General features: G+C 60.6%; 19 protein-coding genes and 1 pseudogene. 9 read left to right on the forward strand and 11 right to left on the reverse strand.

Translation table 11 applies throughout. The features are described 5' to 3' along the window. Positions 1 to 8: 8 nt before the first annotated feature. Entirely contained in the window at positions 9 to 1,859 is a 1,851-nt protein-coding gene (locus tag BUE38_RS15185; RefSeq protein ID WP_073436083.1) for a monovalent cation:proton antiporter-2 (CPA2) family protein, read from the forward strand. Here the strand turns inward: BUE38_RS15185 and BUE38_RS15190 are convergent. After that, positions 1,820 to 4,135, reverse strand: coding sequence for an ATP-dependent DNA helicase (locus BUE38_RS15190; RefSeq protein WP_234987032.1), 2,316 nt, complete (start codon positions 4,133 to 4,135; stop codon positions 1,820 to 1,822). The genes BUE38_RS15185 and BUE38_RS15190 overlap by 40 nt on opposite strands. Continuing rightward, complete coding sequence (locus tag BUE38_RS15195) at positions 4,128 to 5,834, reverse strand: VRR-NUC domain-containing protein (RefSeq protein WP_143166346.1); 1,707 nt, start codon at positions 5,832 to 5,834, stop codon at positions 4,128 to 4,130. Before BUE38_RS15195 ends, BUE38_RS15190 begins: the two co-directional genes overlap by 8 nt. Before the next feature lie 267 nt (positions 5,835 to 6,101). Here BUE38_RS15195 and BUE38_RS15200 point away from each other — a divergent pair, with 267 nt between their 5' ends. After that, positions 6,102 to 7,124 carry a patatin-like phospholipase family protein gene (locus tag BUE38_RS15200; RefSeq protein WP_073436085.1) on the forward strand — a complete coding sequence of 341 codons (1,023 nt, stop codon included), beginning with the start codon at positions 6,102 to 6,104 and terminating at the stop codon, positions 7,122 to 7,124. On the opposite strand, the gene BUE38_RS15205 is transcribed toward BUE38_RS15200, so the two are convergent. Both BUE38_RS15205 and BUE38_RS15210 read right to left on the reverse strand, forming a co-directional pair. Then, on the reverse strand, positions 7,121 to 8,149 hold the full coding sequence (locus tag BUE38_RS15205; protein WP_073436086.1) for an NAD(P)H-dependent flavin oxidoreductase: 1,029 nt from the start codon (positions 8,147 to 8,149) through the stop codon (positions 7,121 to 7,123). The genes BUE38_RS15200 and BUE38_RS15205 overlap by 4 nt on opposite strands. Further along, on the reverse strand, positions 8,146 to 8,700 hold the full coding sequence (locus BUE38_RS15210; RefSeq protein WP_073436087.1) for a retropepsin-like aspartic protease family protein: 555 nt from the start codon (positions 8,698 to 8,700) through the stop codon (positions 8,146 to 8,148). Before BUE38_RS15210 ends, BUE38_RS15205 begins: the two co-directional genes overlap by 4 nt. Positions 8,701 to 8,819: 119 nt before the next feature. On the opposite strand from BUE38_RS15210, the gene BUE38_RS15215 reads away from it, so the two are divergent. After that, entirely contained in the window at positions 8,820 to 9,434 is a 615-nt protein-coding gene (locus BUE38_RS15215) for a flavin reductase family protein (RefSeq protein WP_073436088.1), read from the forward strand. A gap of 240 nt (positions 9,435 to 9,674) precedes the next feature. Here BUE38_RS15215 and BUE38_RS15220 read toward each other — a convergent pair whose 3' ends face one another. Then, complete coding sequence (locus BUE38_RS15220; protein ID WP_073436089.1) at positions 9,675 to 10,421, reverse strand: sulfite exporter TauE/SafE family protein; 747 nt, start codon at positions 10,419 to 10,421, stop codon at positions 9,675 to 9,677. After that, entirely contained in the window at positions 10,418 to 11,788 is a 1,371-nt protein-coding gene (locus BUE38_RS15225; RefSeq protein WP_234987038.1) for an MFS transporter, read from the reverse strand. The genes BUE38_RS15220 and BUE38_RS15225 overlap by 4 nt, the downstream gene beginning before the upstream one ends. Before the next feature lie 364 nt (positions 11,789 to 12,152). Between BUE38_RS15225 and BUE38_RS15230 the strand changes: the two genes are divergently transcribed. Then, a complete protein-coding gene (locus BUE38_RS15230; protein ID WP_073436090.1) occupies positions 12,153 to 12,974 on the forward strand; it encodes a helix-turn-helix transcriptional regulator in 822 nt (273 codons plus the stop codon). A gap of 8 nt (positions 12,975 to 12,982) precedes the next feature. Here BUE38_RS15230 and BUE38_RS15235 read toward each other — a convergent pair whose 3' ends face one another. Continuing rightward, positions 12,983 to 14,248, reverse strand: a complete 1,266-nt coding sequence (locus BUE38_RS15235) for a M20 family metallo-hydrolase (protein ID WP_073436091.1) — start codon at positions 14,246 to 14,248, stop codon at positions 12,983 to 12,985. A 268-nt stretch (positions 14,249 to 14,516) separates the two neighbouring features. Between BUE38_RS15235 and BUE38_RS15240 the strand changes: the two genes are divergently transcribed. The 4 genes from BUE38_RS15240 to BUE38_RS15255 all read left to right on the forward strand — a co-directional run bounded on the left by BUE38_RS15240 (position 14,517) and on the right by BUE38_RS15255 (position 18,940). Further along, positions 14,517 to 15,986, forward strand: coding sequence for an aminotransferase (locus BUE38_RS15240; RefSeq protein ID WP_084541975.1), 1,470 nt, complete (start codon positions 14,517 to 14,519; stop codon positions 15,984 to 15,986). Positions 15,987 to 16,123: 137 nt separating this feature from the next. Further along, positions 16,124 to 17,470 (forward strand): Na+/H+ antiporter NhaC family protein, encoded by a 1,347-nt coding sequence (locus BUE38_RS15245; RefSeq protein WP_073436092.1) that lies wholly within the window; start codon positions 16,124 to 16,126, stop codon positions 17,468 to 17,470. Between the two features lie 8 nt (positions 17,471 to 17,478). Next, on the forward strand, positions 17,479 to 18,591 hold the full coding sequence (aguA, locus tag BUE38_RS15250) for an agmatine deiminase (RefSeq protein WP_073436093.1): 1,113 nt from the start codon (positions 17,479 to 17,481) through the stop codon (positions 18,589 to 18,591). 112 nt (positions 18,592 to 18,703) lie between these two features. Next, positions 18,704 to 18,940 carry a hypothetical protein gene (locus tag BUE38_RS15255; protein WP_073436094.1) on the forward strand — a complete coding sequence of 79 codons (237 nt, stop codon included), beginning with the start codon at positions 18,704 to 18,706 and terminating at the stop codon, positions 18,938 to 18,940. Positions 18,941 to 19,084: 144 nt separating this feature from the next. Here the strand turns inward: BUE38_RS15255 and BUE38_RS15260 are convergent. From BUE38_RS15260 to BUE38_RS15270, 3 genes and pseudogenes are all read right to left on the reverse strand, one after another. Further along, positions 19,085 to 19,743: pseudogene (locus tag BUE38_RS15260) on the reverse strand (extensin-like domain-containing protein). Between the two features lie 95 nt (positions 19,744 to 19,838). Continuing rightward, positions 19,839 to 20,018, reverse strand: coding sequence for a hypothetical protein (locus BUE38_RS15265; RefSeq protein ID WP_073436095.1), 180 nt, complete (start codon positions 20,016 to 20,018; stop codon positions 19,839 to 19,841). 336 nt (positions 20,019 to 20,354) lie between these two features. After that, on the reverse strand, positions 20,355 to 22,046 hold the full coding sequence (locus BUE38_RS15270) for a BCCT family transporter (RefSeq protein WP_084541976.1): 1,692 nt from the start codon (positions 22,044 to 22,046) through the stop codon (positions 20,355 to 20,357). A gap of 420 nt (positions 22,047 to 22,466) precedes the next feature. Here BUE38_RS15270 and BUE38_RS15275 point away from each other — a divergent pair, with 420 nt between their 5' ends. Continuing rightward, complete coding sequence (locus BUE38_RS15275) at positions 22,467 to 23,471, forward strand: LLM class flavin-dependent oxidoreductase (protein ID WP_073436096.1); 1,005 nt, start codon at positions 22,467 to 22,469, stop codon at positions 23,469 to 23,471. On the opposite strand, the gene BUE38_RS15280 is transcribed toward BUE38_RS15275, so the two are convergent. After that, positions 23,472 to 25,022: an amidase gene (locus BUE38_RS15280; RefSeq protein ID WP_084541977.1), complete on the reverse strand. Its 1,551-nt coding sequence runs from the start codon at positions 25,020 to 25,022 to the stop codon at positions 23,472 to 23,474. It abuts the gene before it with no gap. Positions 25,023 to 25,030 lie beyond the last annotated feature (8 nt).

The following is a 25,030-nucleotide window of genomic DNA, read 5'->3' on the forward strand; positions in this document are numbered from 1 at the left end:
TACCCTGCATGGCCTCGTCACTGCTGTTCCTTGCGTTCGTCTTTCTTGTCGCCGCGGTGCTGATCGTGCCGATCCTCAAGCGTCTCGGGCTCGGCGAGGTCCTTGGTTACCTGGTAGCCGGTGTGGTCATTGGCCCAGCCGCACTGGGCCTGGTGCCTGATGCAGAAGCGGTACTTCATTTTGCCGAAGTGGGCATCATCTTTCTGCTGTTCATCATTGGTCTGGAACTCAAGCCTTCACGTCTGCGCTTGATGCGCAAGGCCGTGTTCGGCGGTGGCGGCCTGCAGATGTCCATCACCACCGTCGTGCTGGCGGCAGGCGCCTGGTGGTTCGGTCTGGCACTGATACCCGCGCTGATAGTGGGATTCAGCCTGGCACTGTGCTCAACACCCCTGGTGCTGCACATGCTGGGCGAACGCCATGAACTGAATGCACGCCATGGGCGCCTGGCCTTTGCCACGTTGCTGTTCCAGGACATCGCCACCCTGCCTGTGCTTGCGGCAATCCCCATTCTCGCCAGCGGTTCTCTGCTGGAAGCCGGCTGGGGGCCCTTGATCACCAGAATTCTGATCGCCGCTGCCGCCGTGGTAGCTCTCGTGGTTGGTGGTCGCTTCCTGCTCGGGCCAATGTTTCAGCGTGCCGCGGCAACCGGCAGCCGAGAGGTCTTTGCCGGCGCCTCGCTGGCCGTGGTGATCGGTTCCGCGCTGTTGATGGATATGGCCGGGCTTTCCATGGCGCTGGGCGCCTTTGCCGCCGGTATTCTATTATCGGACTCGGAATACCGTCACAGCATTGAAGCCGATATCGAACCCTTCCGGGGGCTGCTGCTGGGGTTGTTCTTCATGGCCGTCGGCATGACGGCAAAGATCGAGCTGCTGGTCGAAGCACCGGGCCTGGTCCTCGGGCTGACGGGCGCGCTGCTGGTCACCAAGGCATTCTGCGTGATGATGGCAGCCCGCCTGTTCCGCGCCAGTTGGAGCGACTCCCTCAATCTTGCCATGTTACTGCCCCAGGGCGGCGAGTTTGCTTTTGTACTGCTGACGGCGGCAGGCGGCAGCTTTCTGCTCGACAGCGCAACCGTCGAGTTGCTGATTCTGGTGGTGTCATTATCCATGGCAGCGACGCCAGTGCTGTACCTCCTGCATGTGCGCTTGATTCGGCCACTACTGCAACCTGCCGCTAGCAAGCCGGAATTCGATATGCCACGTGACGAATCGCCCCGGATCATCATTGCCGGCTTCGGCCGTTTTGGGCAGATTGTCGGCCGTATTCTCCAGGGCCTGAAGATTCCGTACACCGTGCTCGATATCGATGCCCGACATGTCCAGGTGGTGCGTCGCTACGGCAACGAGGTCTACTACGGTGATGCTGCTCGTATCGACCTTCTGGAGGCCGCAGGAGCCAGCAAGGCCCAGATGCTGGTGGTGGCAGTGAGTGATGTCGAAAGCTCGATGCGGATCATCGAGCGTGCCCAGAAGCGCTTCCCTCACCTGAAGATCCATGCCCGGGCCCGCAATCGTTACCACGCACTGCTGCTGATGCGTGCCAACGTCAGCTACCTCCAGCGCGAACTGTTGCCCGGCAGCCTGGACATGACCCGGGAAACGCTGATCGGACTGGGCATTCCCCGCGATGAGGCGCAGCATGCCGTCGATATCTTCCGCAGGCATGACGAGCGGACTCTACAACGCCAACTGGAAGTGTTCGGCAACGAACGCAAACTGATCCAGAATGTTCAGCAGGCTGCCAGCGAGCTGGAGCAGCTCTATGAGGCCGATGAAGACATCGTCATGAAACCCGACAGCTCCGAGGCAGGAGCTCAGGAGGCCCCTCGCCACCAGCCCGGCAATCGAGACTGAACCTCGGGACTGGCATAGCGATCGTCCATCAGCACCACCACACCGCGATCTTCGGGCTGACGAATGACCCTACCTGCTGCCTGCACGACCTTGATCAGCCCGGGAATGCGGTAGGCATAATCGTCGCCGCACCCGAAGCGCGTCTCGAGCCGCTGCTTGAGTACTTCCTGGCGCGGCTCCCGGGGCGGCAATCCCAGGGTGGCAATGAAGGCACCAATCAACCGATCGCCCGGCAGGTCTATTCCCTCGGCGAAGGCGCCTCCGAGCACCGCCAGCGCAATCCCTCTTCCACCGGGACGGAAATCTGCCACAAACTGATTCCGTTGCTCCTCACTCATGCTCCGCTGTTGGCGACGCAGGGGAATCTCGGGCCAGGCCTTGGCCAGAGCCTCATGCAGCTGCTGCAGGTAGTGGAAACTGGAAACGAAGGCCAGATAATGGCCGGGCTGCCGCCGGTACTGGTCGGCCAGGGTTTCGACTATTCCCGGCAGCGAGCGCTCACGATCACGATAGCGAGTGGAAAGATGGCGACAGACGCGCACCTCGAGCTGCTCGGCACTGAAGGGAGACGCGACCTCATACCACACGGTATGTTGTGGCAGGCCCAGCAGATCGCGTTGATAGTGCGCCGGTGACAGAGTCGCCGAGAACAGCGTACAGGTGCTGGCCGAGGAAAATCGCGGCGCGAGAAAGTCCGCCGGTATCAGATTGACGATGGCCAGTTGCGAGCGCCCTCGCCCCTGTCGGGTCAACTCACACAACGAATGGTCACCAAAGGTCTCGGCGAGCCGCGTGAAGGCCAGCAGCTCGAACAGGCAGTCGGTCAACATGCCGCTGCCATCCTCGGGATGCTCGGCAAGATGGTCACTGATCGCACTGCTGGCCGACTGCAGAGCTCCAACCAGTTGCTCGGGCAATGCTTCCAGCTGCCTCCAGTGAGTCGTATCCTCGGGAGCCGTCGGAACAGCAACATCCACATCGTATTGCTCACGAATCAGTGCCTGCCAACAGCGCACCACACGCCCCAGCGAGCGTTTCACACCCTGCGGTGCCTCGCGATGCCAGCCTGCCATGCGACGTTGATCGAGACCAGCCGAATACATGCCTCTGGCGCGATCCACGAGGTTATGAGCCTCATCGATCAGCACCGCCATGCGCCACTCCTCGCTACGGCACAGTCCATGCAACAACGCACTGGTGTCGAAGTAGTGATTGACGTCAGCCACAAGCACGTCGCTCCAGCGTGCCATTTCCTGTCCCAGATAGTAGGGGCAGAGCTGGTGCTGGCTTGCGATGTCGCGCAATCCCTCTCTATCAAGCCAGGCATAGGTTGCCGCGGCTTCCCGAGCCGCCGGCAGGCGATCATAGAAGCCCTGAGCCAGAGGACAGGCATCACCATGACAGGCGCGTCCGGGGTATTCACAGGCCTTTTGTCGGGCGATCAATTCCAGTACTCGCAAGGGAGCATCGGGCTGCGGAAACAGCTTTCTCAACGCATCCAGCGCCACCTGACGCCCCGGTGTCTTCATGGTCAGAAAGGCGAGGCGATCGAGAGCATGGCGAGGCATCGCCTTGAGGGTCGGAAACAGGGTACCCAGAGTCTTGCCGATCCCCGTCGGAGCCTCGACCAGCAACTCACGCCCGGTGGCCGCCGCCTTGTAGACCGTTTCGGCCAGTTCACGCTGACCGGGCCGGAAATCCGGCCACGGGAATGCCAACTGGGCCAGACTGGCGTCGCGCGCGCGGCGATGGGCGACCTCCGACTCCCCCCATTGGCGATAATTCCGACAGCGCTGTTCCAGCTCCCGCCACAATGCCTCGGCCTGGCAGGTCTCGGTCAGTCGCGTCTCACGCCAGTTGGCGCTATCCACATAGACCAGCACCAGAGTGACTTCCTCGAGGCCCTGTTCTCGGCACCAGAGTGCGCCATAGGCACGCACCTGGGCCCAGTGCAGTGCACGCTGATTGTCTGCCATGCGCTCCAGGCGACCACGATAGGTCTTGATCTCCTCGATCGTTCGGCCATCCCGGCAGACGCCATCGATACGCCCCTGGATGCGCAGGCCTGCCACCTCCTCAGCGACAGGCACTTCCGCACGATACCCCTCACCGCGAGTGGCAACGACCCGCGCCTGTCCCTCGAGACCATCACGAGCGCTGGGTGACGGTGTGAAGCGGTGATCGAGATCACCACGCCGTGCCGTGAAGTCGCAGAGGGCCCTTACCCCCACCCTGGGCATGGACTCATTGCCGGGAACACGAACAGCATCAGTCATGACGCCACTCCACATGCCACACCTCGACCGAGATATGGTGGCGGCCCAACCAATCAAGCCAGCGCCGTTGATTGTCCTGCAGACGATCTCCCGGCGCCTTCACCTCGATCAGACGATAGCTCGGCCTTTCCCCGGGCAGGAACTGCACTAGATCCGGCAGTCCCGAGCGGTTGACCGCCGGGTCCAACAGCAGGCGCTGAAACATGCAGCGCAGATCCATCGCCGGGATACAGTCGAGTGCGAGGCTCAGCAGTTCCGGCTCCAGCAGTTCCCAGTGCACGAAGGGATTGGCCAGCCCTGCACAACGTTGCCGGTGATCGAGAATGACATCGCGATAACTGCCATCATCGAGTCTGGCCAGAGCAGTATCGAACAGCCGGCGCCGGCGAGCGACAAAATCATCTCGACGCAGATCCGCGGGGCCATGCTGGAAAGGATGGAAGAAAGCCCCCGGCAGCGGGGCGAAGACCACCTCCCAGCACAACAGGCCGAACAGCCCGGTAATCAAGCCATTCTCGACATACCATGCCGGCCGATCAGAGTGACTGATGGCATCGCGCACAGCGAGCTCGACGCTGCCGCAGATGACCAGATGATCCGCCGGAAGCTCGAGGACTCGAGCTCGAGGCTGGCGGGTGGGAGGCAACTCGGGACGAGGCAATTCCAGCTTTCGCGCCAGGCGCGGCAGCAGGCGCTCCAGGCCCTGTTGCTCCGCTTCGCCGCAAGGCGATGCCTGTGCCTCAAGCGCTAACCGGTGGGCCTCGGCATACTCCCCCTGACGCTCAAGCAGACGTAGCCGACGAATACGCGCCTCACCGGGCCCCGCGAGACCGTAACAGTGCAGGGCCAGAGGGATGTCGCCATCGCGCTGCGCCTGCTGACCGAGGCGATACAACAGTCGCGCACGGCGCTCGGCCAGCCAGGGGTTGTCCTGCGCCGGTGGCGGAATTTCCGTCAGCAGCGCTTCAATGGACTCCCCTTCATCCAACCGGCCACGCAGGTCATGCAGAGCCAGATAGAGGTCCACATCCCCACGACACTGGAAGGCATGGGACAACTCGCCAAGGTCAACCTGCTGATAGCGCACCAGCCCCAGCTCGGCAAGAACGAAGTCCGACCAGGTCTGATGCAGGTTGCCAAAGAACATCAGCCGCAGCCGGTCACATACCGGCATTACCGTCAATTGCACCAGTTGATCCGTGGTCTCCGTCCACCAGTGCGACAGACGTCGGCGTTGCGGCTCAGCGTCACCGGCCTCCTCGTACTCCTGTATGACGTCAAGCAGGCGCTGGCGAGTTGCCGACTTTGCAATACCATGTGCTGCAAGTCGTTCGGCGAAGCACTGACGCAGCTCCGGTACGCGTAGCTGCGCAAACAGCTCATCGAGACCAATCAGAGGATCACGGATCACCATTCCGGCTTCCACCAACGGCACCAGCGCACGGTCGCTATCACCAATCTCGGCATAGTCGAGACGTGACAGACGAAACAATTCGCCCTTGCGCGACACCATACGCACCAACAGCGCCTGGGAGACCTCCGGCAACTCGCCAAACCCGACGATGAACTTCCACTCGGATTCCGCCAACAGAGAGTCGTGGTGTGCCGCCACCCAGTCGAGCACAAACTGGAAGTGACGCAGGTAATAGCGTGGATCCTCGCGAAGATCATCCGGCAAGGTCGGGGCAACGGCTGGCATTGGTGTCATCATATCCACCCGAAACGGCGCCGGGCATTGACAATGTTGAGGTCAGACAAGACTGTTATATGCAGTGCAGTATGGCATGGTGCTGGACAGGACTCTATTCATCAGGGCAACCACCCGCCCCTGCAACCGAGCCCTTGAAACCAAGCCCTTGAAACCCAGGTTCAGGAAACCGGGATTCAGAAAGCCTGGTTTCAGGAAACCTGAGGTTCGGGAAAATAAGGTTCGGGAAAACAAGGTTCAGGAAACCAGGAGATACCGGTGACCCAGCAAGCCAAGCGCATCAACCTCGCACTACAGGGCGGCGGAGCCCATGGCGCCTTTACCTGGGGCGTACTGGACACTCTGCTCGACACTCCCTCGATCGAGATCGAGGCCATCTCCGGGACCTCAGCGGGCGCCATGAATGCCGTGATCATGGCCGATGGGCTGGTGGCGGGCGGCCCTCAGGTGGCGCGCCGAAAGCTCGAGACCTTCTGGAGAGCTGTCGCCGAAGCTGCTCGCTTCAGCCCGCTGCAACGCAGCCCCTGGGACCGCCTGATCGGCAACTGGAGTCTCGACCATTCGCCGGGCCATCTGTTCTTCGATCTGATGACACGCTTCTGGGCCCCCAGTCAGTTCAACCCCCTCAAGTACAACCCTCTGCGTGACATCCTTGTTGACCAGGTGAATTTCGACAACGTGGGACGCTGCAAGCAGCTCAAACTGTTCATTGCTGCCACCAACGCGACTACCGGACGGGTCAAGATCTTCAATGGCGGTGAGCTGACCCCCGACATGGTGATGGCCTCGGCCTGCCTGCCATTCCTGTTCGAGGCGGTGGAAATCGATGGAGTGCCCTACTGGGATGGTGGCTATTCAGGCAATCCACCGCTGTTCCCTTTCTACCGCACCACCGACAGCCGCGACATCCTGATCGTACAGATCAATCCGGTGGCCCGTGAGCATGCCCCAGTGAGCGCCGTGGACATTCTCAATCGCACCAACGAGATCACCTTCAATGCGAGTCTGCTCAAGGAGCTGCGCGCACTGAACTTCGTCAAGCGACTGATCCGCGAAGGTACCATCGACTCACCTGACTACCGTGACATGCTGGTGCACATCATCGACAGTCAGGACCTGCTCAAGCCACTGGGTGCCTCATCCAAGCTCAACGCTGAATGGGAGTTCCTGTGCCACCTCCGCGACCTCGGTCGCCAGAGAGCCGAGGAATGGATAGCGCAGCATTACGATGACATCGGCGAGCGCGACAGTGTAGACCTACCCACGATGTTTGCGGGTTAGATAACATCTGCCAGCCACAGCAACTGCTCTTCTGCTGGCACTTCACGACAGCTCTGGCGGTTGGTACCGGCCCAGAGTGGCGAGAAATCGGGAAGACAACGCGACTCGGCACAGGCACGCAGTTCGGAGAGATCTGCCGCGGCCAGCGGAAAGTCCGGAATATCCGGGTCAAGAGGCCCCAGTTCGCGCATCGCACGGTTGACGATACCGCGTGCCGGGCGCCCGGTGAACACATTGGTGATCTCGGTCGGCGCTTCAGGCTCCAGCAGTGCTCTGCGGTGCACGGCACGCGTGGTGGCCTCCGGGCAGCACAGGAAGGCAGTCCCCACCTGTACCGCCCGAGCGCCTCGTTCCAACGCCTCGCTTACCGCCTGGGGGTCGGCAATACCACCTGCGGCAATCACCGGCAACGATACACTTTCGACGACCTGTGAGAGCAATTCCATGGTCGATGACTGCTGGGCGAGATCATGGTTGAGGAAGTGACCTCGATGCCCCCCGGCTTCCAGCCCCTGAACAATGATCGCATCAACGCCACGCTGCTGGAGCCAAAGCGCCTCCTCAAGAGTGGTGGCCGTGGACAACACCAGCGCACCGCTGGCCTTGACCCGCTGGAGCAGTGCCGCTTCCGGCACGCCGAAGTGAAAGCTCACCACCGCCGGGGTGTGCTCCTCCACCAGCGCACAGGCATCCGCGTCGAAGGGGCGCCGGGTCGGCGCATCACTGGGCGGCGGCGGCTCGATGCCCATCTCCTGGTGGAAAGGCTTGAGTCGCTCGCGCCAGCGCGCCAGGCGTTCCGGCTGCTCGGGCGGGTTATCATGGCAGAAGAAATTGACGTTGACCGGCCCCTGGTCGGCAATACAGATCAGGGCCTGTTCCAGCGCCTCCAGAGACAACATACCGGCAGGCAGTCCACCGAGTCCTCCTGCCGCCGTGATCGCCAACGCCAGTTCCTCATCCTGAGCGCCCGCCATGGGGGCCTGCAGGATCGGCAACCGCAATCCCAATCGTTTCAACAGCGTCATGGATCAAGCTCCTGGCTGGAAGACTTACCGACTGATGCATCTGCCGGTACATTGAGTTCGAGGATATCGCCGCGAATGACAATATCAAAGCGCTTGAGAAAGCTCATTCCCAGCAACACACCATCCCCCTTGTTGCCGGGATTGATGGCGCCACGCACCGCATGAGCCGTCAAACCACCCAGGGTGACGGTTTCCAACCGAGTGACACTGCCCTCGACGGTACCATTGGCAGTGTGCAGGCGGACCTCGCCCATGGGTCGCAGCCCCAACCGCTCAGCGACATGTCCGGGTACACTCACCAGACTGGCCCCGGTATCGAGCAGAAAACTGACTTCCTGCCCGTTGATCGTTCCCGGAGCACGGTAATGGCCATCGGCACCTCGCTGCAAGCGCAAGGGCTCGTCCGCTGCCACCGATATCAACCCGGCATTGGGGTTGTCACGCCTCTCCAGCCAGCCATGTACCCACCAACTGCCAAGCGCCATGAGCAGCACCCAGAAGACCAGCATCATGGCCAGCCCGGGCCCCCGCGTGGTCTGACGCTCCGTCATTCTCGTTCTCCCCGTCGACATCAGCGGTCCAGTGTTGCAATGGAATGTCATTATACTGATCGCCAGCCCGCTACAATGCCCTGATCCCTGTCCACCCCTTGTACATCAGGAGCAGCTTGATGAGCGATATTCCACTCGACACCCACGATATGGATGCCGGCCTGATCTATCGTCTGTTCACCGGAGCCATTGCCCCACGGCCCATTGCCTGGGTCTCGACGACCAGCGCAGCAGGCCACGTCAACCTGGCCCCCTTCTCGTTCTTCAATGTGGCCAGCGTCAAGCCACCCGTGCTGGTCTTCTCACCGCTGATCACCGCCGATGGCCGCACCAAGGACACACTTGCCAATCTGCGGGAAGTCGGTGAATGCGTCGTCCACATCGGCGGCGAGGCACTGGCCGAGCCACTCAATGCCACCAGCGCCAGTCTGGCACCCCACGCGGATGAATTCGATCACGCTGGGCTGACCAAGGTAGCGCTGGGAGACCTGAAAGTACCGCGTATCGCCGAGGCGCCAGTGGCCTTTGGTTGCCGCCTGCGCGACATCATCAGTTTCGGCGATCAGCCCATGGCCGGAAGTCTGGTGCTTGCCGAAGTGGTGCTGATCCATGCCGACTCGAGTGTCTGGGACGGACGCCATGTCAGCGTCGATGCGCTGCGCCCCATCGGTCGTATGGCCGGTAGCGACTACGCCCGCAGCACCGACCTCTTTGCGTTGGAAAGGCCGAAGTAAGCGATGAGCAGCGAGCAACGAGCTGCCCAGTGCGGATCCAGTTTCGAGCCAGCTATGTTCGTTCCAGACGAACAAACGCACTTCCCACATCCCTGTGGGTCGCGAGCGGCTCAACGCCAGAACGGCAAGTCCGTGCCTTTCCCGGGGTTCAGGATTCGGGGGTCAAGCTCGAGCGCAGCGTAGCTCGTGGCTCGTAGCTCGTAGCTCGTAGCTCGTGGCTGACGAGCGACAAGTCGCTCGTCAAAGCGCCTTTACCACCAACCAGGCGCCGAGGGCGATGATGCCGATCAGGAATACCTGGCGAAAACGCGCTTCCGACAGGCGTCGCCGCAGTTGCTGGCCCAGCCACATACCAATGAATGCCGGCAGCAATGCGGCGCAGGACGCCAGCAGCAGGTCGGCGGTCAGTACGTTACGCTCACCCAGCGCCAGAGCCAGGCTGGCCGTGGTGATGCAGAACAGCATGCCCATGGCCTGAATCAGCGCCTCCCGCGGCAGACCGATGGACTGCAGCCACGGTACGCCGGGAAATACGCTGGAACCGGTCATGCCCGTCAGCAGGCCGGTCAACGCCCCGGCACCACAGGCATGACTGAGGCGTTCAGACAGGCGCAGACTACGCCGTGCCAGGTTCAGCACGCCGTACAGCATCAGCAGCAAGCCAAGCAACAGGGATAACCAGCGCGGGTCGACACTGGCCAGTATCCAGACACCGGGCCAGACCGCCAGCGCCGCTGCGGTCAGGAACGGCCAGAGGCGACGGCTCAACGCCAATAGTTGACCACCTGCCAGCGCCTGCCACAGGTTGGTGGTGATGGTCGGCACAAGCATCAACGCCATGGCACTCGACAAGCCCAGCACCGCCGTCAACAACGCCAGCAGGACCGTGGGCATCCCCATGCCGAGGATTCCCTTGACCATTCCGGCCAGCACCAGGATGGCCGCTACCAGTACCAGCAGGTCTGGATCGGCAAGTATGGCGCTCAATGTTCTGCCTGCTCCCAGTCGCGCGCTGCCTGTTGACCTCGTTGCTGGTTGACCCCCAGACAGATGAGGATGGCAATGATGAAGAAGGCCGCACAGAGCAGTACCGAGGCCTGCAGCCCGACCACCGACTGCAGCAGCCCGATGCCGATGATTCCCACCACCCCGGCGATCTTGTTGGCCAGCCCCCAGAAACCGAAGAACTCCGCTGACTTCTGCTGCGGAGAGAACAGGCCTACCAGTACCCGACTCGCCGACTGACTGGAGCCCAGACTGAGCCCGGCCAGGCAACCAACGTAGAGAAACAGGTCCTGGGCATGCCAATTCAGCCCCAGGGTGTCATTGAGCCAGGTTGTGAGCTCTGGTGTGGCCCAGATGGCCAGTACCGCCAGCACCCACATCACCAGAGTAAGGAGATAAGTCACGCGCGTGCCGATCCGATCCTGAATGACGCCGAACCCCAGTGCTCCGATGGCAGCGGTGATCTGTACGATCACGAACATCAGGTTGCGCGTGGTGCTGTCCCACTCGACGACCTGCGCCCCATAGATGAAGGCGAAGGTGATGATGATGTAGACCCCAGCCATGGAGAACATCACCGAAATCAGAAACAGCCCCAGATCGCGAAAGCGCCGCAAATCATGCAGGGTACCGGAGACTCGCCGCCAGGCGATCTGGCCGAAACTCGCTGGAACTGGATGCGGCTGGCCACGCTCCTTCAGCCACAGGAAGGTGGGTATGGCTGCCACCAGGAAAAATCCGGCAGCGAAGGGCCCGACCCAGCGGATGCGTTCGAAGTTCTCGACGGTGGTCTCGCCCAGTACCAGCAGCGTGAATCCTGCCGCCACCATGCCGCCGATATAGCCCAGCGCCCAGCCGAACCCGGAGATACTGCCCAGCTTTTCCGGTGGCCCCAACTCGGGCAGGAAGGCGGCGATGAAGGACTCTCCCATCGAGTAGGTATAGTTGGAGATGATGATCAGGATCAGCCCCAGCACCACGTATCCCGGCTCGACAAAATAGAGCATGGCGCTGGTCGCCACGGTGGCCAGATAACTGATGAACAGGAAGCGTTTCTTCTCGGCGCGATAATCCATCACTGCGCCGCACAATGGGCCGGTGAGCACGACCAACAGGAAACTCACTGCCAGAGCGAAACTCCACAACAGATTGGCGAGCCGGAAGTTGTCGCCACGATCGCCGACGATAACCGTGGTGAACAGCTCACCGAACACCACGGTGATGATCAACAGCGTATAGGCCTGATTGGCGAAATCGAACATCGCCCAGCCGAGAATCTCGCGTCGTGATGCCCGCGGAGCCATGGTGCTCGGGGAGGATGTCATGGAGGGTGCATCGGTTGGGCTCATTGCGCCATCCTGTTGGCTGGGAAGAGCCCAGGATACCAGCATGGTGCGGTGTCCGCTAAGGGCTATGCGTCAGGGTAATGCATTTCCGCCTTTTGCCTGCCGACTGGATAGCGGGATTCAGTCCGACCAGCCTGGCTGCTAATCTCCCTCCATTGCTTTCCCCATTATTAACCCGGCATGCTTTCATGTTGGGTTAATAGCGGCACAGGGCCGTGCCGCCGCCGGCCATCAGGCCGACGCGAGACCGCACCACACCAGCAGATCCGCGCATCTGCGCCAGTGTGGTGCGGACGACAATCAAATCGATCAGGATGAGCTATTTGATTGCCATATTGATAATAGAATCTGACGACCGGGTACCTACATGACCCCCACGGATCTGCTGGCCTGCAGCGCAGGCCAGGAGTGGCACCAACGCCTTGCTGCACTGTTCCTCGGTGCCGCGGACGCCGACCTGCCGCGCCGTCTCGAACAGGCACTGCACGATCTGGCCGCCTTCGACACCATCATTCTGCATGCCTACCGGGGCCGCGGTCGCCCACTGGTAATTCATGACAATTATCCCGCGCACCGCCGCGAGCAGGGCGTCGACCGATATCTCAGCCGTGTCTATCTGCTGGACCCGATCTTCCAGGCCATCGAGTCCGGCATCGACAGCGGTGGCCATCGATTGCGCGACCTGGCCCCGGATCGCTTCGAGAGCAGTGAGTATTACGCCCATTACTACCGCGGGTTGGGCCTGAAGGATGAAGTCGGGCTCTTTGCGCGAGTGACGGAAGATACCGTGATGGTCGTGTCACTGGGGTTCGCGGCCGATGCCGGCAGTCTGACCCGTCGCCACCTCCAGGCGCTGCGTCACGTCACTCCAGTGGTGAGCGCCCTGCTGTTCCAGTTCTGGACCTGGCAACACACTCGCTTCGATGATGCCATGAACGAGATCGAGCCTGTGGATGCCGCCTTCTCCACCTTCGGTCAGGGGCAACTGACCCGACGCGAGCAGGAGATCGTGCGCCTCCTGCTCGCCGGTCACTCCACCAAATCGGCTGCTCGTGAGCTCGGCATCAGCGACGGTACCGTCAAGGTACATCGCAAGCACCTCTACCAGCGCCTCGGAGTATCCAGCCAGGCCCAGCTGTTCCGCAGTTTCCTGGATCATGTGTCCGTGGTCTCGCGCCAGCAGCGCTGATCACCGCATCATGACGGACGATTGGCGTGAGCGATGACGGCATCACACAGTACCTGAGTCCCCTGTCCGCACTGCTCCGGGCTCGAGTATTCAGCCTCGTTGTGACTGATGCCATCACGGCAAGGCACAAAGATCATCGCCGTCGGCGCCACTCGGGCCACATAGACGGCGTCATGGCCAGCGCCACTCATCATCCGGCGGTGAGGCAACTGGCGCTGACGTGCTGCGGCCTCCACGGCGTCAATACAAGCATCATCAAAACTGACCACCGGTGAAGCCCAGATACGTTGACATTGTGTCGACACACCGAAGGCTTCCTCTATCGACACCACTTCCTGTTCGAAACGTTGCTGCAGGGCATCGAGCTGGGCTTCATCACCATGGCGCAGGTCGACACTCAGGCACAATTCACCCGGCACCACATTGCGAGAAGCCGAGGAAATGTCGAGCTGGCCGAAGGTCACCCTGGTGGCACCACTGGAATCCTCCAGCGCATGAGCATACAGGCGGTCGATCAGGCGCGCCGCTGCCGCCAGTGCATCATGGCGATAGGCCATGGGGGTCGGCCCGGCATGCGAATTCTGCCCCTTGATGGTCAGGTCGAACCAACGCATGCCCTGAACCCCGCTGACCACCCCGATCGCCTCCTCGCATTCCTCCAACACGGGGCCCTGCTCGATATGCAGTTCGAAGTAGCTGTCCAGCCCCGGTTCACCCACTTCAAGTTCGGCCCGGTAGTTCAGCCTCTCGAGTTCCTGTCCCATGGTGACTCCTGCGCTGTCGGCGATCGCCAGGGTATCGTCCAGCTTGAAGACACCCGCATAGGTACCGGATGCCACCATGGCCGGTGCGAAGCGGCTGCCCTCTTCATTGGTCCACACCACCAGTTCCAGCGGTCGTTCGGTGACCACCCCCGCATCGGCGAGGGTACGCAGCACCTCGAGGCCTCCAAGAACACCGAGAATGCCATCGAAGCGCCCACCCAGAGGCTGGGTATCCAGATGGCTGCCCATGGCCACAGGAGGCAGGTCGTTACGTCGACCTTCACGGCGGATGAACAGGTTGCCGATCGGGTCCAGTCGCCACCGGCAGCCCAGTGCCTCGCACCACTCGAGCAGCAACCGTCGCCCGGCATCATCCTCATCGGTCAGCGCCAGGCGGCAACTACCGCCCCCCGCCGTAGGGCCGATCTCAGCCATGGCCATGAGACTATCCCATAGACGTTCGTCGTCGATGTCCAGTGCCTTGCCGTGTAAAGAAACGCCAGTGGTCATCCGCAATTGCTCCTGTTGTTGTGAGAGTTCGTGGTTGTGAGAGTTCGTGGTTGTGAGAGTTCGTGGTTGTGAGAGTTCGTCGTTGTGGGAATTCGTGGTCCGAGAATTCGCTGCGTGGAGCACTGCCAGGTAAAGCACTGCTCCGTGACCAGCAGAATGTAGAGAAGAGTAGGGAGTTGCACCGTACCGATGACATACCCCCATAAGGATATGTCACATGCATGTCACCCGCAGAGAGACTGAGGCCATCTCAACAGGAGGCCCAGCAATGACAACTTCAACGCCAACGCCAACGCCAACGCCAACGTCAAGAACGCAGACAACATCTACACCTCAGGATCAGAAAGCCCGAACAGCAGACCTCGATGCTGAAACACTGTGGCGCCAGGACCGCGACCACTTTATCCATCCCTTCACCGATTTCAGTCAGTTCCATGACAAGGGCTGCGAGATGATCACCGACAGCGATGGCATCTACGTCGAAGACGTACACGGCAATCGCTTCATTGATGGCATCGCCGGACTATGGTGCGTGAACGTCGGCCACGGACGCCGCGAAATCGCCCAGGCCATGGCCGATCAGGCCAGTCGCATGGCCTACTTCTCGACCTTCAACAACCTGTCGAATGCCCCGGCATCGCAACTCGCAGCGAAGCTGGCCGAGCTGGCCCCTGCTCACCTCAACCATGTGTTCTATACCTGTGGCGGCTCCACCGCCAACGATGCCACCATTCGTCTGGTGCACTACTACTTCAACCGTCTGGGCAAACCCAACAAGAAGCGTATCCTGTCGCGTCGCAACGCCTACCATGGCACCACCTACCTGGCCGCCAGCCTGACGGGCATCGAGAGCAACAACTGGTCCTTCGACACCCTCAGCGAGCTGGTCACGCACCTAAGCGAGGCCAACCTCTACCGGCGCCCCGAGGGCATGAGTGAAAGCGAGTACTGCGACCACCTGGTCAACGAGTTGGAAGCTCATATCGCCAAGATCGGCGCCGATAATATCGCCGCGTTCATCGCCGAGCCGATCATGGGGGCAGGTGGTGTACTGATGGCCCCTCGCGGCTACCACAAGCGCATCCAGGCAGTATGTCGCGCCAACGACATTCTCTACATCGCCGATGAAGTGGTTACCGGCTTCGGCCGCCTCGGACATTTCTTCGCCTCTGAAGCGGTATTCGAGACCCAGCCGGACATCATCAACATCGCCAAGGGACTGTCTTCCGGTTACTCCCCACTGGGAGCAAGCCTGATCTCGGATGAGCTCTACGCGGTACTGGGAACGCCTCAGTGCAAGGGCGGAGTGCTGAGCACTGGCTTCACCTACTCCGGGCACCCAGTGAGCTGCGCCGCAGCACTGAAGAACATCGAGATCATGGAGCGCGAAGACATCTGCGCCAACGTCCGTGAAGTGGGGCCCTATCTTGAACAGTCGCTCAAGAGCCTGTCTCACCACACCACTGTCGGTGACGTGCGTGGCAGCAACTTCATGATGTGTCTCGAGAATGTTGCCGACAAGGCTACCGGAGAACTGCTGCCGGTCGAGGCACGCGTGGGTGACCGTGTCGCGGAAGAGGCCCAGAAACGCGGCCTGATCATCCGACCCGTGGGCCATCTCAACGTGATTTCACCGACCCTGATCTGGAGTCGCGAAACGGTGGACACAGCCGTGACCATTCTCGACGAAGCCCTCTCTGCGACCACTGCGTCATTGAAGCGGGACGGTTTCATCTAGCCGCCACCCCGGACATGTTGCAGGTCTCGGCCCGAGACGTCTGCACAAGACTTCGGCACAAGATCGGGAAGCGCTGCCCGACAATTTCCAACGCAGCGCTTCCCCAATGCTCCCAATAACTAGAAAAGAGCCACCCTATGGAAACCTATGGCATCTGGAGCCTGATCCCCACTCTGGTGGTGCTGGCCATGGCCATCATCACCCGGCGTACCATCGAATCCCTGCTCGCCGGCAGCCTCGTCGGGTTGTTGATGGTCGACCCCACCAAGGTGATCAGCCAGGGCTCCGATATCCTGTTGAATGTGCTCGGCAATGACACCGTCACCTGGATTATCCTCGTGTGTGGATTGTTCGGTAGCCTGATTGCACTCCTGGTGCGCACCGGTGGTGTCCTCAGTTTCGGCGACGTCATGACCCGGCGCCTCACTTCACGTCGCCAAGGGCTGCTGACCACCTGGGTACTTGGCCTGGTGATCTTCGTCGACGACTACCTCAATGCCTTGACCATCAGCGCCTCGATGAAGAAGATCACCGACCGTTATGGTGTGTCTCGCGAAAAGCTCGCCTATATCGTCGACTCCACTGCGGCGCCAATCTGCATTCTGGTGCCCTTCTCCACCTGGGCGGTCTTCTTCGCCGGCCTGTTGGAAGACAACAATGTAGCCGGCAACGGCATGGCACTGTATATCGAAGCCATTCCCTACATGGCCTATGCCTGGGTGGCCGCTGCCATCGTCCCGCTGGTCGCGCTGGGCGTGATTCCCGATATCGGCCCGATGCGCACCGCCGAAATCCGTGCCGCCGGGGGGCAGCCAATCCCTGACGGTGGTGAGGAAAGTGCGCTGAAGATCGAGAGCAACGGCGACCAGCGCCCCCATCTGATCAACTTCCTGCTGCCGATCGCCAGCTTGATCCTGGCCACCTGGTACTTCGATATCGACATTCTGCGTGGTGTCATCGTGGCACTGGCGGTCACACTGGTGCTGATTGCCGCCCAGCGTCTGTTGAGCTTCGACGAGACCTTCGATACGGCTCTGGACGGCTTCAAGGCGATGATCATGCCACTCGGTACTCTGGTGGCTGGCTTTACCCTCAAGGAAGTCAACGATCTGCTGGGACTGACCGAGGTCGTCATTCATGCCGTCCAGCCACTGATGACGCCAGGCCTGCTGCCTGCGGTGGTGTTCGTGACGATGGCCTTTCTGGCCTTTGCCACCGGCTCCTTCTGGGGCCTGTTTGCGGTCGCCATGCCCATCGTGCTGCCGCTGGCACAGAGCGTCGATGCCAACATGCCACTGGTCGTCGGTGCGCTGATCTCGGCCAGCGCCTTCGGCAGTCATGCCTGCTTCTACGGCGACTCGACGGTCCTTTCCGCTCAGGGTAGTGGCTGCAGTCCCATGGCCCACGCTCTGACCCAACTGCCTTATGTGCTGATCGCCGCCAGCGTGGCGACGGTGATATTCCTGATCATTGGATTCGTGTGAGAACTGTCATGGACAACATCAGCTCTACCTCTAGCCCAGCTCAGCAGGGCTGGTCGATGCCGGCGGAATTCGCCGCTCATGACGCCTGCTGGATGCTCTGGCCACAACGCCCCGATACGTGGCGCCTGGGCGCCAAACCCGCACAACAGGCCTTTGTCGATGTGGCAACGGCGGTCAGCGAAAGCGAAACCGTGATCGTTGGTGTCAATGATGACCAATATGAGAATGCGCGCTACCAATTGCCGGACCACATTCGTGTGGTCGAGCTGTCGAGCAATGATGCCTGGATGCGCGATGTCGGGCCAACCTTCGTGACTCACCCGCAGCATGGGCTGGCCATGATCGACTGGGAATTCAATGCCTGGGGCGGACTCAAGGGTGGGCTGTATTTTCCCTGGGACAAGGATCGCCGTATCCGCACCAAGATCGCTGAAATGCTTGGCGTACCGCGCTTCGAGGCGGGCGTGGTACTGGAAGGTGGCGCCATTCACGTCGATGGTGAGGGCACCTTGATCACCACTGAGGAGTGCCTGCTGAACCCCAACCGCAACCCCGGCATGAGCCGAACTGACATGGAGCGGATCCTCTCCGCCCAATTGGGTATCGATAAGGTCATCTGGTTACCGAGAGGTTGTTACCTCGACGAAACCGATGGTCATGTGGATAACCTCTGTTGCTTTGTCGCCCCTGCCGAAGTTGCCCTGTCGTGGTGTGACGACAGTTCGGACCCTCAATACGTGATCTGCCGTGAAGCCCTGGAGGTGCTGGAGAAGGCCAGCGACGCCCGAGGCCGGCGCCTCAACGTACACCGTCTGCCTCAGCCTGGCCCCCTGTATATCGGTGAGGATGAGTCCAGCGGTATCGACCGTCTGTCCAGTTCACATCCACGGCAGCCGGGAGATCGTATGGCGGCTTCCTACATCAATTTCTACATCGGCAACAGTGTCGTGGTGATGCCACTACTCGACCCGGCCCACGATGATGAGGCCCGCGAGGTGATCCAGCGCCTGTTCCCAGAGCGCCGCATCATCGGTGTCAACGCAAGGGAAATCCTGTTGGGGGGCGGCAATATTCACTGTATTACCCAACAACAGCCGCGAGCGCCCCTCAATGTCGGATAATACCGACACCATTGTCGGAAATGTCTGTATTGTATTGAGGGTAACCGCTCACTAGCATGCCAGGGGTATATGAACTACCCCATTTCGGGGGACCATCAATGTGGAGAGACACATGAACAAATTCATTCCGACTCTGCTGCTGACTGCTTTCATGGGCCTGGCACTGACTGCCTGCGGCTATGGCACTGGTGAGCGCGCCCTGAGCGGTGCCGGCATCGGTGCTGCCGTTGGTGCCGGCGCTGCTGCCGCTACCGGAGGGGACGTCACCAAGGGCGCCGTCATCGGTGGTGGTGTTGGCGCAGCAACCGGTGCCGCCACCGACGCTGACGACATCAATCTCGATCGATAAGCCATCGGGTCAGAGCTTCAACATCATGCTGGCGCTCGAGACCGTCCCACAGGGAAGTGGGGCGCTTGACCTTAGACTAGTGGTACAGGCTTGACCTTAGACTAGTGACTCAGAAAGCAACCGTGCTCATCGACACGGCGAAAACTACCGACATACCCCGCCACCTATCCCAAGATGGAAGTGATCGGCGTGGGCGGCATTGTAATTTGGCCCCAGAACACTACCGAATACATCACAGGCCGCTTCACCGGCCCGCTTCAGAAACAGCCCCTTGCTGCCACTCCCCCAATTCTCCGTCAGGCTGACTCGCTGACCGTCCTCCAGGATGAAAGCGGCGATATCAACTGCCTCGGCTGGCTACGTCTGGCCTGCTGACGCCCATAGATATTACGACAGGCAAGACTCCCCAAATGCTCGACTCTCACCACGGAGCTGCCGAGCGTCGTCTGAGCAACATCCATTAGACGATGGCGCTCATAAATCACCCAAGCCACGGCCAACGGACAATGAGCCAGATAACTCGATGACCACTCCACCGCCGTGCGCTGCACGCGAACCAGGTTCGTCAATCGGCAATCGCCGGAGGTAAAGTCATCGACAGCTTCAACGCGAATGGCTGGGTCCTCGGCCAACAGAGCCCGGCAGGCCGCCGGATCGTCACTCAAACGCGTGAGTTTCAGTGTCATGAAGAGACCAGGAGGCATATCCAGCGTCAAAGGCGTCCATGGTAACCACTGGAGCGGTAGTGCCCAGACTCCTACCACCAGACAGGCCACTGCCAACCACCATGTAATCCTGCGCATGACGTCTCCCCCCGAGCCACACAAGGCCCGAAACTCAACAGAGGAATACGCCGCGCATGGCAGCGCAGTGGAAAACGGTGAAACAGGACCGGTCTTCAGCCTTCAAGAAACCAGGATAGCGTCAGCGCTACCACACCGACCAGAATGGCGGTGACTACAGCAATCGTCACAAGGCGGTCCAGCCACCGATCGAAGATGGTCCACTTTCCGGGGAATCGGCGCTTACGCCTGTTTGGCACACGACGCGTTGCGCCACGGGCATGAGACGAGGGCATGGCCGTTGTCCTTCCATCTATTCCATGAGCCTACGACCCAAGCTCCTTCTGGCCGGTAAAGCCGCCTGTACCGCGCATCCACAGCATCCTGCAGGTCAAGGCATTCGCATGATTGGAGCGCGTCAACAATGTGCAGCAATCAGCGCTACACAGTGAATCATGATATTCGCATGAGCCACATGACCTTGCCAATGCTGCGAAGCCAGCTACCTCAAAAAACTCCCCATACCTTCAGAAAATTAGCCTTCAGAAAATTGGCCTCCAGAAAACCAGTCTCCAGAGTGACAACGCCGCCCCATAGAGACGGCGCTGCCTGCTTGTGGATGAGTTTACCAATCAGCTACCAGAGCCCCCCGTCACGGGCTTGTCTGCACCGAGCGGCGCATCAGGATCGATTTCCAGGTCTTCCTCCTTGAGCGCCTCTTCAGGAGGGTCCATACCTTCCGAGGTTGCCTGGTCACGCGCCTCATAGGCATCCGCACCCACCGGCATTGCCTTGTAATGGCTATAGAGGCTATCCAGCATCAACTTGCGGTCCTTGCGCAGCTCGCGCATCAACACCACGATCATCAGGTAGAGGATAAAGGTGAACGGCAAGGCCGCCAGCACCGATGCTGCCTGGAGCCCTTCAAGACCACCAGCGGCCAACAACGTAAAGCAGATTGCCGCCATCAAAACACCCCACAGAACACGCTTGAACAGCGGAGGGTTGATCGAACCGTTGTCGGTCATCTGCGCAATGATGTAGGTGGCCGAGTCCGCGGAGGTGACCAGGAAGATGAAGATCAGCACCATCGCCATCACCGACAGTAGCCCGGAGAACGGCATCAGATCGAACATGCTGAACAGTGCTACGGTGATATTCTCCTGAGTGGCGGCCGCCAGCCCCAGATTCTCGCTGGCCAGTTCCATATGGATTGCCGAGCCCCCGAACACACCCAGCCACAGGCAGGCAAGCAGCGGCGGCACGAACAGCACACCGAACACATACTCCTTGATGGTACGGCCACGGGAGATACGCGCGACAAAGGTTCCCACGAACGGTGACCAGGCGATGACCCAGGCCCAGTAGAAAATGGTCCAGCCCTGTGCCCACTCATTGCCGTCGTAGGGCGACATGCGCAGACTCATGACAAAGAAGTTCTGCAGGTAATCCCCCAGCCCCAGGGTAATGGTCTCGAGGATCTTCAACGTGGGGCCAGTGAACAGCACGTAGAGCATCAGCAGAATGCACATGACCATGTTGAGGTTGGAGAGCCGCTTGATGCCCTTGTCCAGACCCGACCATGTGGACAGCATATAGGCACAGAACATGCAGAAGAGAATGATGAACTTCCACAGCGCATTTTCCGGCGTCCCGAATACCGCGTGTAGACCGCCATTGGTCTGCAGTACACCAAAACCGACGGAAGTGGCCACCCCCATGACGGTCGCCACGACAGCGAACACATCCAGCGCACCATTGAAGTAGGGGCGAGCGCGAGGATGCTTCGATGTCAGTGGCCGCAGTACGACCGAGACCAGCCCCGGCTGATCCTTGCGGAACTGGTAATAGGCAATGATCAGCCCCACCAGCGCAAAGCCGGCCCACTGGTGAATCCCCCAGTTGAAAAAGGCGTACTGGATCGCATAACGCGCCGAGGCTTCGGTCTCACCAGCCATGTCGCCATAGGGTGGATCAATATAATGGCTCATCGGTTCGGCCATGCCATAGAACACCAGGCCAACACCGAAGCCTGCTGCCAACAACATGCTCACCCAGGAGAAGAACCCATACTCCGGTCGCTCATCCTGAGGTCCCAGGCGCACCTTGCCGTATTTACTGCAGGCAAGACCGATCAGGAACACCACGATGAAGAACACCGACAGGAGATAGAACCAGCCAAAGAGCCGAGTTGCGCCGCTCAAGAGCTTGCCGGCAACTTCACCGAATCCGACGGGAAATATGGCGCCCAGCGCCACCAGCACCAGAATGATGCCAGCAGAGACATAGAAGACCTGCTGGCCTTGCGCTTCCTTCTGTTGCATATCGCCTTCCTGTTTTATTGTCAGGGACGTTTATTGGAAGGCCTGTGCAGCGCTGCTCCGGCATCGACCTCGTCACCAAACCATCCGTGTACTGAGATCCTGCTCGGTCATCAATCTCGAGCAGCCTTTGCAGACCCATATTGCCAGGTATCATTGACTGATACCGCAGAACGCACCTCAGGTTGCTGACACTCGGATTGCACAGACGATCACAGCAACCCGGAGCGCGATCCAAAGCACATTCGCAACATGTCTGAATAACATCTTGTGACACTATCGCGAATGACTTCCGCTTGATTATAGCCACCAGAGCCCTCATGCCTAGAGGTCTTCACTGGATAGAGCCGCATTCGCATAGCTCATGCCCAACCCAAGCCTAAAGATGTAAGATTTATTCCTACAGACTAACGGGAAACAGACATGTCTCAGCTCAGTCACACCCGATTATCGGTGTTGGATCTTGCTCCAATCCGTGAGGGGGGCACCATTGCCGACAGCTTCGCCGACAGCGTATGCCTGGCGAAGCTTACCGAATCCCTGGGCTTCACTCGCTTCTGGCTTGCCGAACATCACGGTCTGGATGGCATTGCCAGCGCAGCCACCTCGGTATTGATCGGTCATATTGCCGGGCACACTCAGCATATGCGTATCGGCAGTGGTGGCATCATGCTGCCCAATCATCCCCCACTGGTGATTGCCGAACAGTTCGGCACCCTTGCCACGCTCTACCCCGAGCGTATCGACCTTGGACTGGGACGCGCTCCCGGCTCCGATGGCGCCACCATGGTGGCGCTGCGCCGTGATCCCTACGCCGGGGTTGATGATTTTCCCCAGCGCCTTGCCGAGCTGCAGAGATTTCTCGGCAAGCCCCAGCCGGATCAACGAGTTCGCGCCATCCCGGGTCAGGGCACCGAGGTGCCAATCTGGCTGCTGGGCTCGAGTCTCTACAGCGCCCAACTGGCCGCTCGCGAGGGCCTACCCTTCGCCTTTGCCGCCCAGTTTGCGCCGGCACAGCTGGACGAAGCCCTGCATATCTATCGCGAGCAGTTCCGGCCATCCTCAGTGCTCGAGGCCCCCTATGCCATGGTCGGCGTACCACTCATCGCAGCAGACACCGATGAGAAGGCAGAGTACCTGGCCAGCACCGTTCGACAGAAATTCCTCGGCATGGTGAGAGGCCAGCGTGGTCGAGCGAAGCCACCAGTGGCCGAACTCGATTGGACTCCCAGTGAGCAGGTGCAGGTAGAAGGGTTTCTCGGGGCCGCGATCATCGGCGGTCCCGAGAGAGTCGAAAGCGGGCTGGAGCGGTTCCTCGAGCGCACCCAGGCAGACGAACTGATGCTGATGACCGATACTTTCGACCTTGAGGATCGACTCGAGAGCTATCGCATCGTGGCCGAACGCTGGCGCAATACCAGCAACTGATCAACAGTTCGGGCGCCAGTCGGGCTCACGCCCCAACCACTCGGGCTCAGCGGCTTCGAAGGCCGCTGCCCAGCGCAGCAGATCGAGGTCCCGGCGGTGCGGTGCAATCAGTTGCAGTCCCATGGCCCTGCCGCGGGCATCGAAGCCCGCCGGCAAACTGATCACCGGGCAACCGGACAGCGAGCCGGGAATCACCACTTCCATCCAGCGGTGGTAGGTATCCATGGTTTGACCAGCCACCTCGGTTGGCCAATGGGTTTCGACATTGAAGGCGAACACCTGAGCACTGGGCAACGCCAACACATCGTAACGCTCGAACAGTTTGAGCAGTGCCGCGTACCAGGCCGAACGAGATACATTGGCCCGGTGGATATCCAGTGCCGAACGGGACCGGCCCTGCTCAATCTCCCATTGCGCTTCGGGCTTGAGCCCGACACGGCGCTCGGGATCTTCCCATATTTCCGCGAGGCTGCCCGCCACCGCCCACTGACGCAAGGTCAACCAGCAGTCCCACAGCCGTTCCGGCGTGTAATCCGGCCTCACCGCATCGACAGTTGCCCCCAGTTGCTCGAAGATGCCCAGGGCTCCGGCACAGACATCCAGCACCCCGTCTTCCATCGGCAGATAGCCATCCCAGTCCGCCAGCCAGCCAATGCGCAGCCCACGGACTGACTCTGTTCCGGGCAGAGCCTGACGAAAGACACCCGGGTCCTGTGTCAGCGCCAGCGGCGAGCGTGGATCGGGCCCCGCCTGAATAGCCAGCAGTTGAGCAAGATCGGCGACATTGCGAGCCATCGGTCCCTCGGTGGCCAATTGATGACCGAATATCTCCGGTCCCGGGCCATGGGGCACCCGGCCAAAGGAGGGGCGGAAGCCAAGGATATTATGGTAGGCGGCGGGGTTGCGCAGCGAGCCCATCATATCGCTGCCATCGGCTACCGGCAGCATGCGCATGGCCAGCGCAGCAGCAGCGCCGCCGCTCGACCCACCTGCGCAGAGCGCATGATCCCAGGCATTGCGGGTGGCGCCGAACACCGTGTTGTAGGTCTGGGATCCCAAACCGAACTCCGGTGCATTGGTCTTGCCGACGAAGATGGCACCCGCCTCGCGCATCCGCGCCACCATCACTCCATCCGCCTCAGGTGTCTTTCCAGCGAATAGCGGCGAGCCTAGAGAAGTGGGGATATCGCAGGTGTCGGAAAGGTCCTTGATGGCCTGGGGAATGCCGTGCAGCCAACCTCGCGAGCGTCCGGCATCCAGCTCACGATCACGTTCCGTTGCCTGCTCCATCAACCGGTCATTGTCGACCCGCGAGACAATCGCGTTGACCCGAGGGTTCACCGCATCGATATGCGCAAGATAGGTCGCCATGACCTCGCGGCAACTGACTTCGCGGGCGTGAATGGCCCGGGCCAGATGCGAAGCATTCCAGACGAGGAGCTCCGGCACGAGGTTCACCGTTGTGCCACTCCCTGTTGCGGCGCTGGTTGTAGAGGAATTTCCCGTTCCGGCATTGACTGATGTGGCATTGACCGCTGAAGACGACACCATGCGACCCC

Origin of the sequence: Halomonas cupida, assembly GCF_900142755.1 — a bacterium.
GTDB classification, from domain to species: domain Bacteria; phylum Pseudomonadota; class Gammaproteobacteria; order Pseudomonadales; family Halomonadaceae; genus Halomonas; species Halomonas cupida.

Bases quoted from the DNA above. Each gene is read 5' to 3' on its own strand.
- BUE38_RS15185 (WP_073436083.1), top strand. From the start codon at position 9: ATGGCCTCGTCACTGCTGTTCCTTGCGTTCGTCTTTCTTGTCGCCGCG.
- BUE38_RS15190 (WP_234987032.1), bottom strand. From the start codon at position 4,135: ATGACTGATGCTGTTCGTGTTCCCGGCAATGAGTCCATGCCCAGGGTG.
- BUE38_RS15195 (WP_143166346.1), bottom strand. From the start codon at position 5,834: ATGCCAGCCGTTGCCCCGACCTTGCCGGATGATCTTCGCGAGGATCCA.
- BUE38_RS15205 (WP_073436086.1), bottom strand. From the start codon at position 8,149: ATGACGCTGTTGAAACGATTGGGATTGCGGTTGCCGATCCTGCAGGCC.
- BUE38_RS15210 (WP_073436087.1), bottom strand. From the start codon at position 8,700: ATGACGGAGCGTCAGACCACGCGGGGGCCCGGGCTGGCCATGATGCTG.
- BUE38_RS15215 (WP_073436088.1), top strand. From the start codon at position 8,820: ATGAGCGATATTCCACTCGACACCCACGATATGGATGCCGGCCTGATC.
- BUE38_RS15225 (WP_234987038.1), bottom strand. From the start codon at position 11,788: ATGAGCCCAACCGATGCACCCTCCATGACATCCTCCCCGAGCACCATG.
- BUE38_RS15230 (WP_073436090.1), top strand. From the start codon at position 12,153: ATGACCCCCACGGATCTGCTGGCCTGCAGCGCAGGCCAGGAGTGGCAC.
- BUE38_RS15235 (WP_073436091.1), bottom strand. From the start codon at position 14,248: ATGACCACTGGCGTTTCTTTACACGGCAAGGCACTGGACATCGACGAC.
- BUE38_RS15240 (WP_084541975.1), top strand. From the start codon at position 14,517: ATGACAACTTCAACGCCAACGCCAACGCCAACGCCAACGTCAAGAACG.
- BUE38_RS15245 (WP_073436092.1), top strand. From the start codon at position 16,124: ATGGAAACCTATGGCATCTGGAGCCTGATCCCCACTCTGGTGGTGCTG.
- aguA (WP_073436093.1), top strand. From the start codon at position 17,479: ATGGACAACATCAGCTCTACCTCTAGCCCAGCTCAGCAGGGCTGGTCG.
- BUE38_RS15255 (WP_073436094.1), top strand. From the start codon at position 18,704: ATGAACAAATTCATTCCGACTCTGCTGCTGACTGCTTTCATGGGCCTG.
- BUE38_RS15265 (WP_073436095.1), bottom strand. From the start codon at position 20,018: ATGCCCTCGTCTCATGCCCGTGGCGCAACGCGTCGTGTGCCAAACAGG.
- BUE38_RS15270 (WP_084541976.1), bottom strand. From the start codon at position 22,046: ATGCAACAGAAGGAAGCGCAAGGCCAGCAGGTCTTCTATGTCTCTGCT.
- BUE38_RS15275 (WP_073436096.1), top strand. From the start codon at position 22,467: ATGTCTCAGCTCAGTCACACCCGATTATCGGTGTTGGATCTTGCTCCA.
- BUE38_RS15280 (WP_084541977.1), bottom strand. From the start codon at position 25,022: ATGGTGTCGTCTTCAGCGGTCAATGCCACATCAGTCAATGCCGGAACG.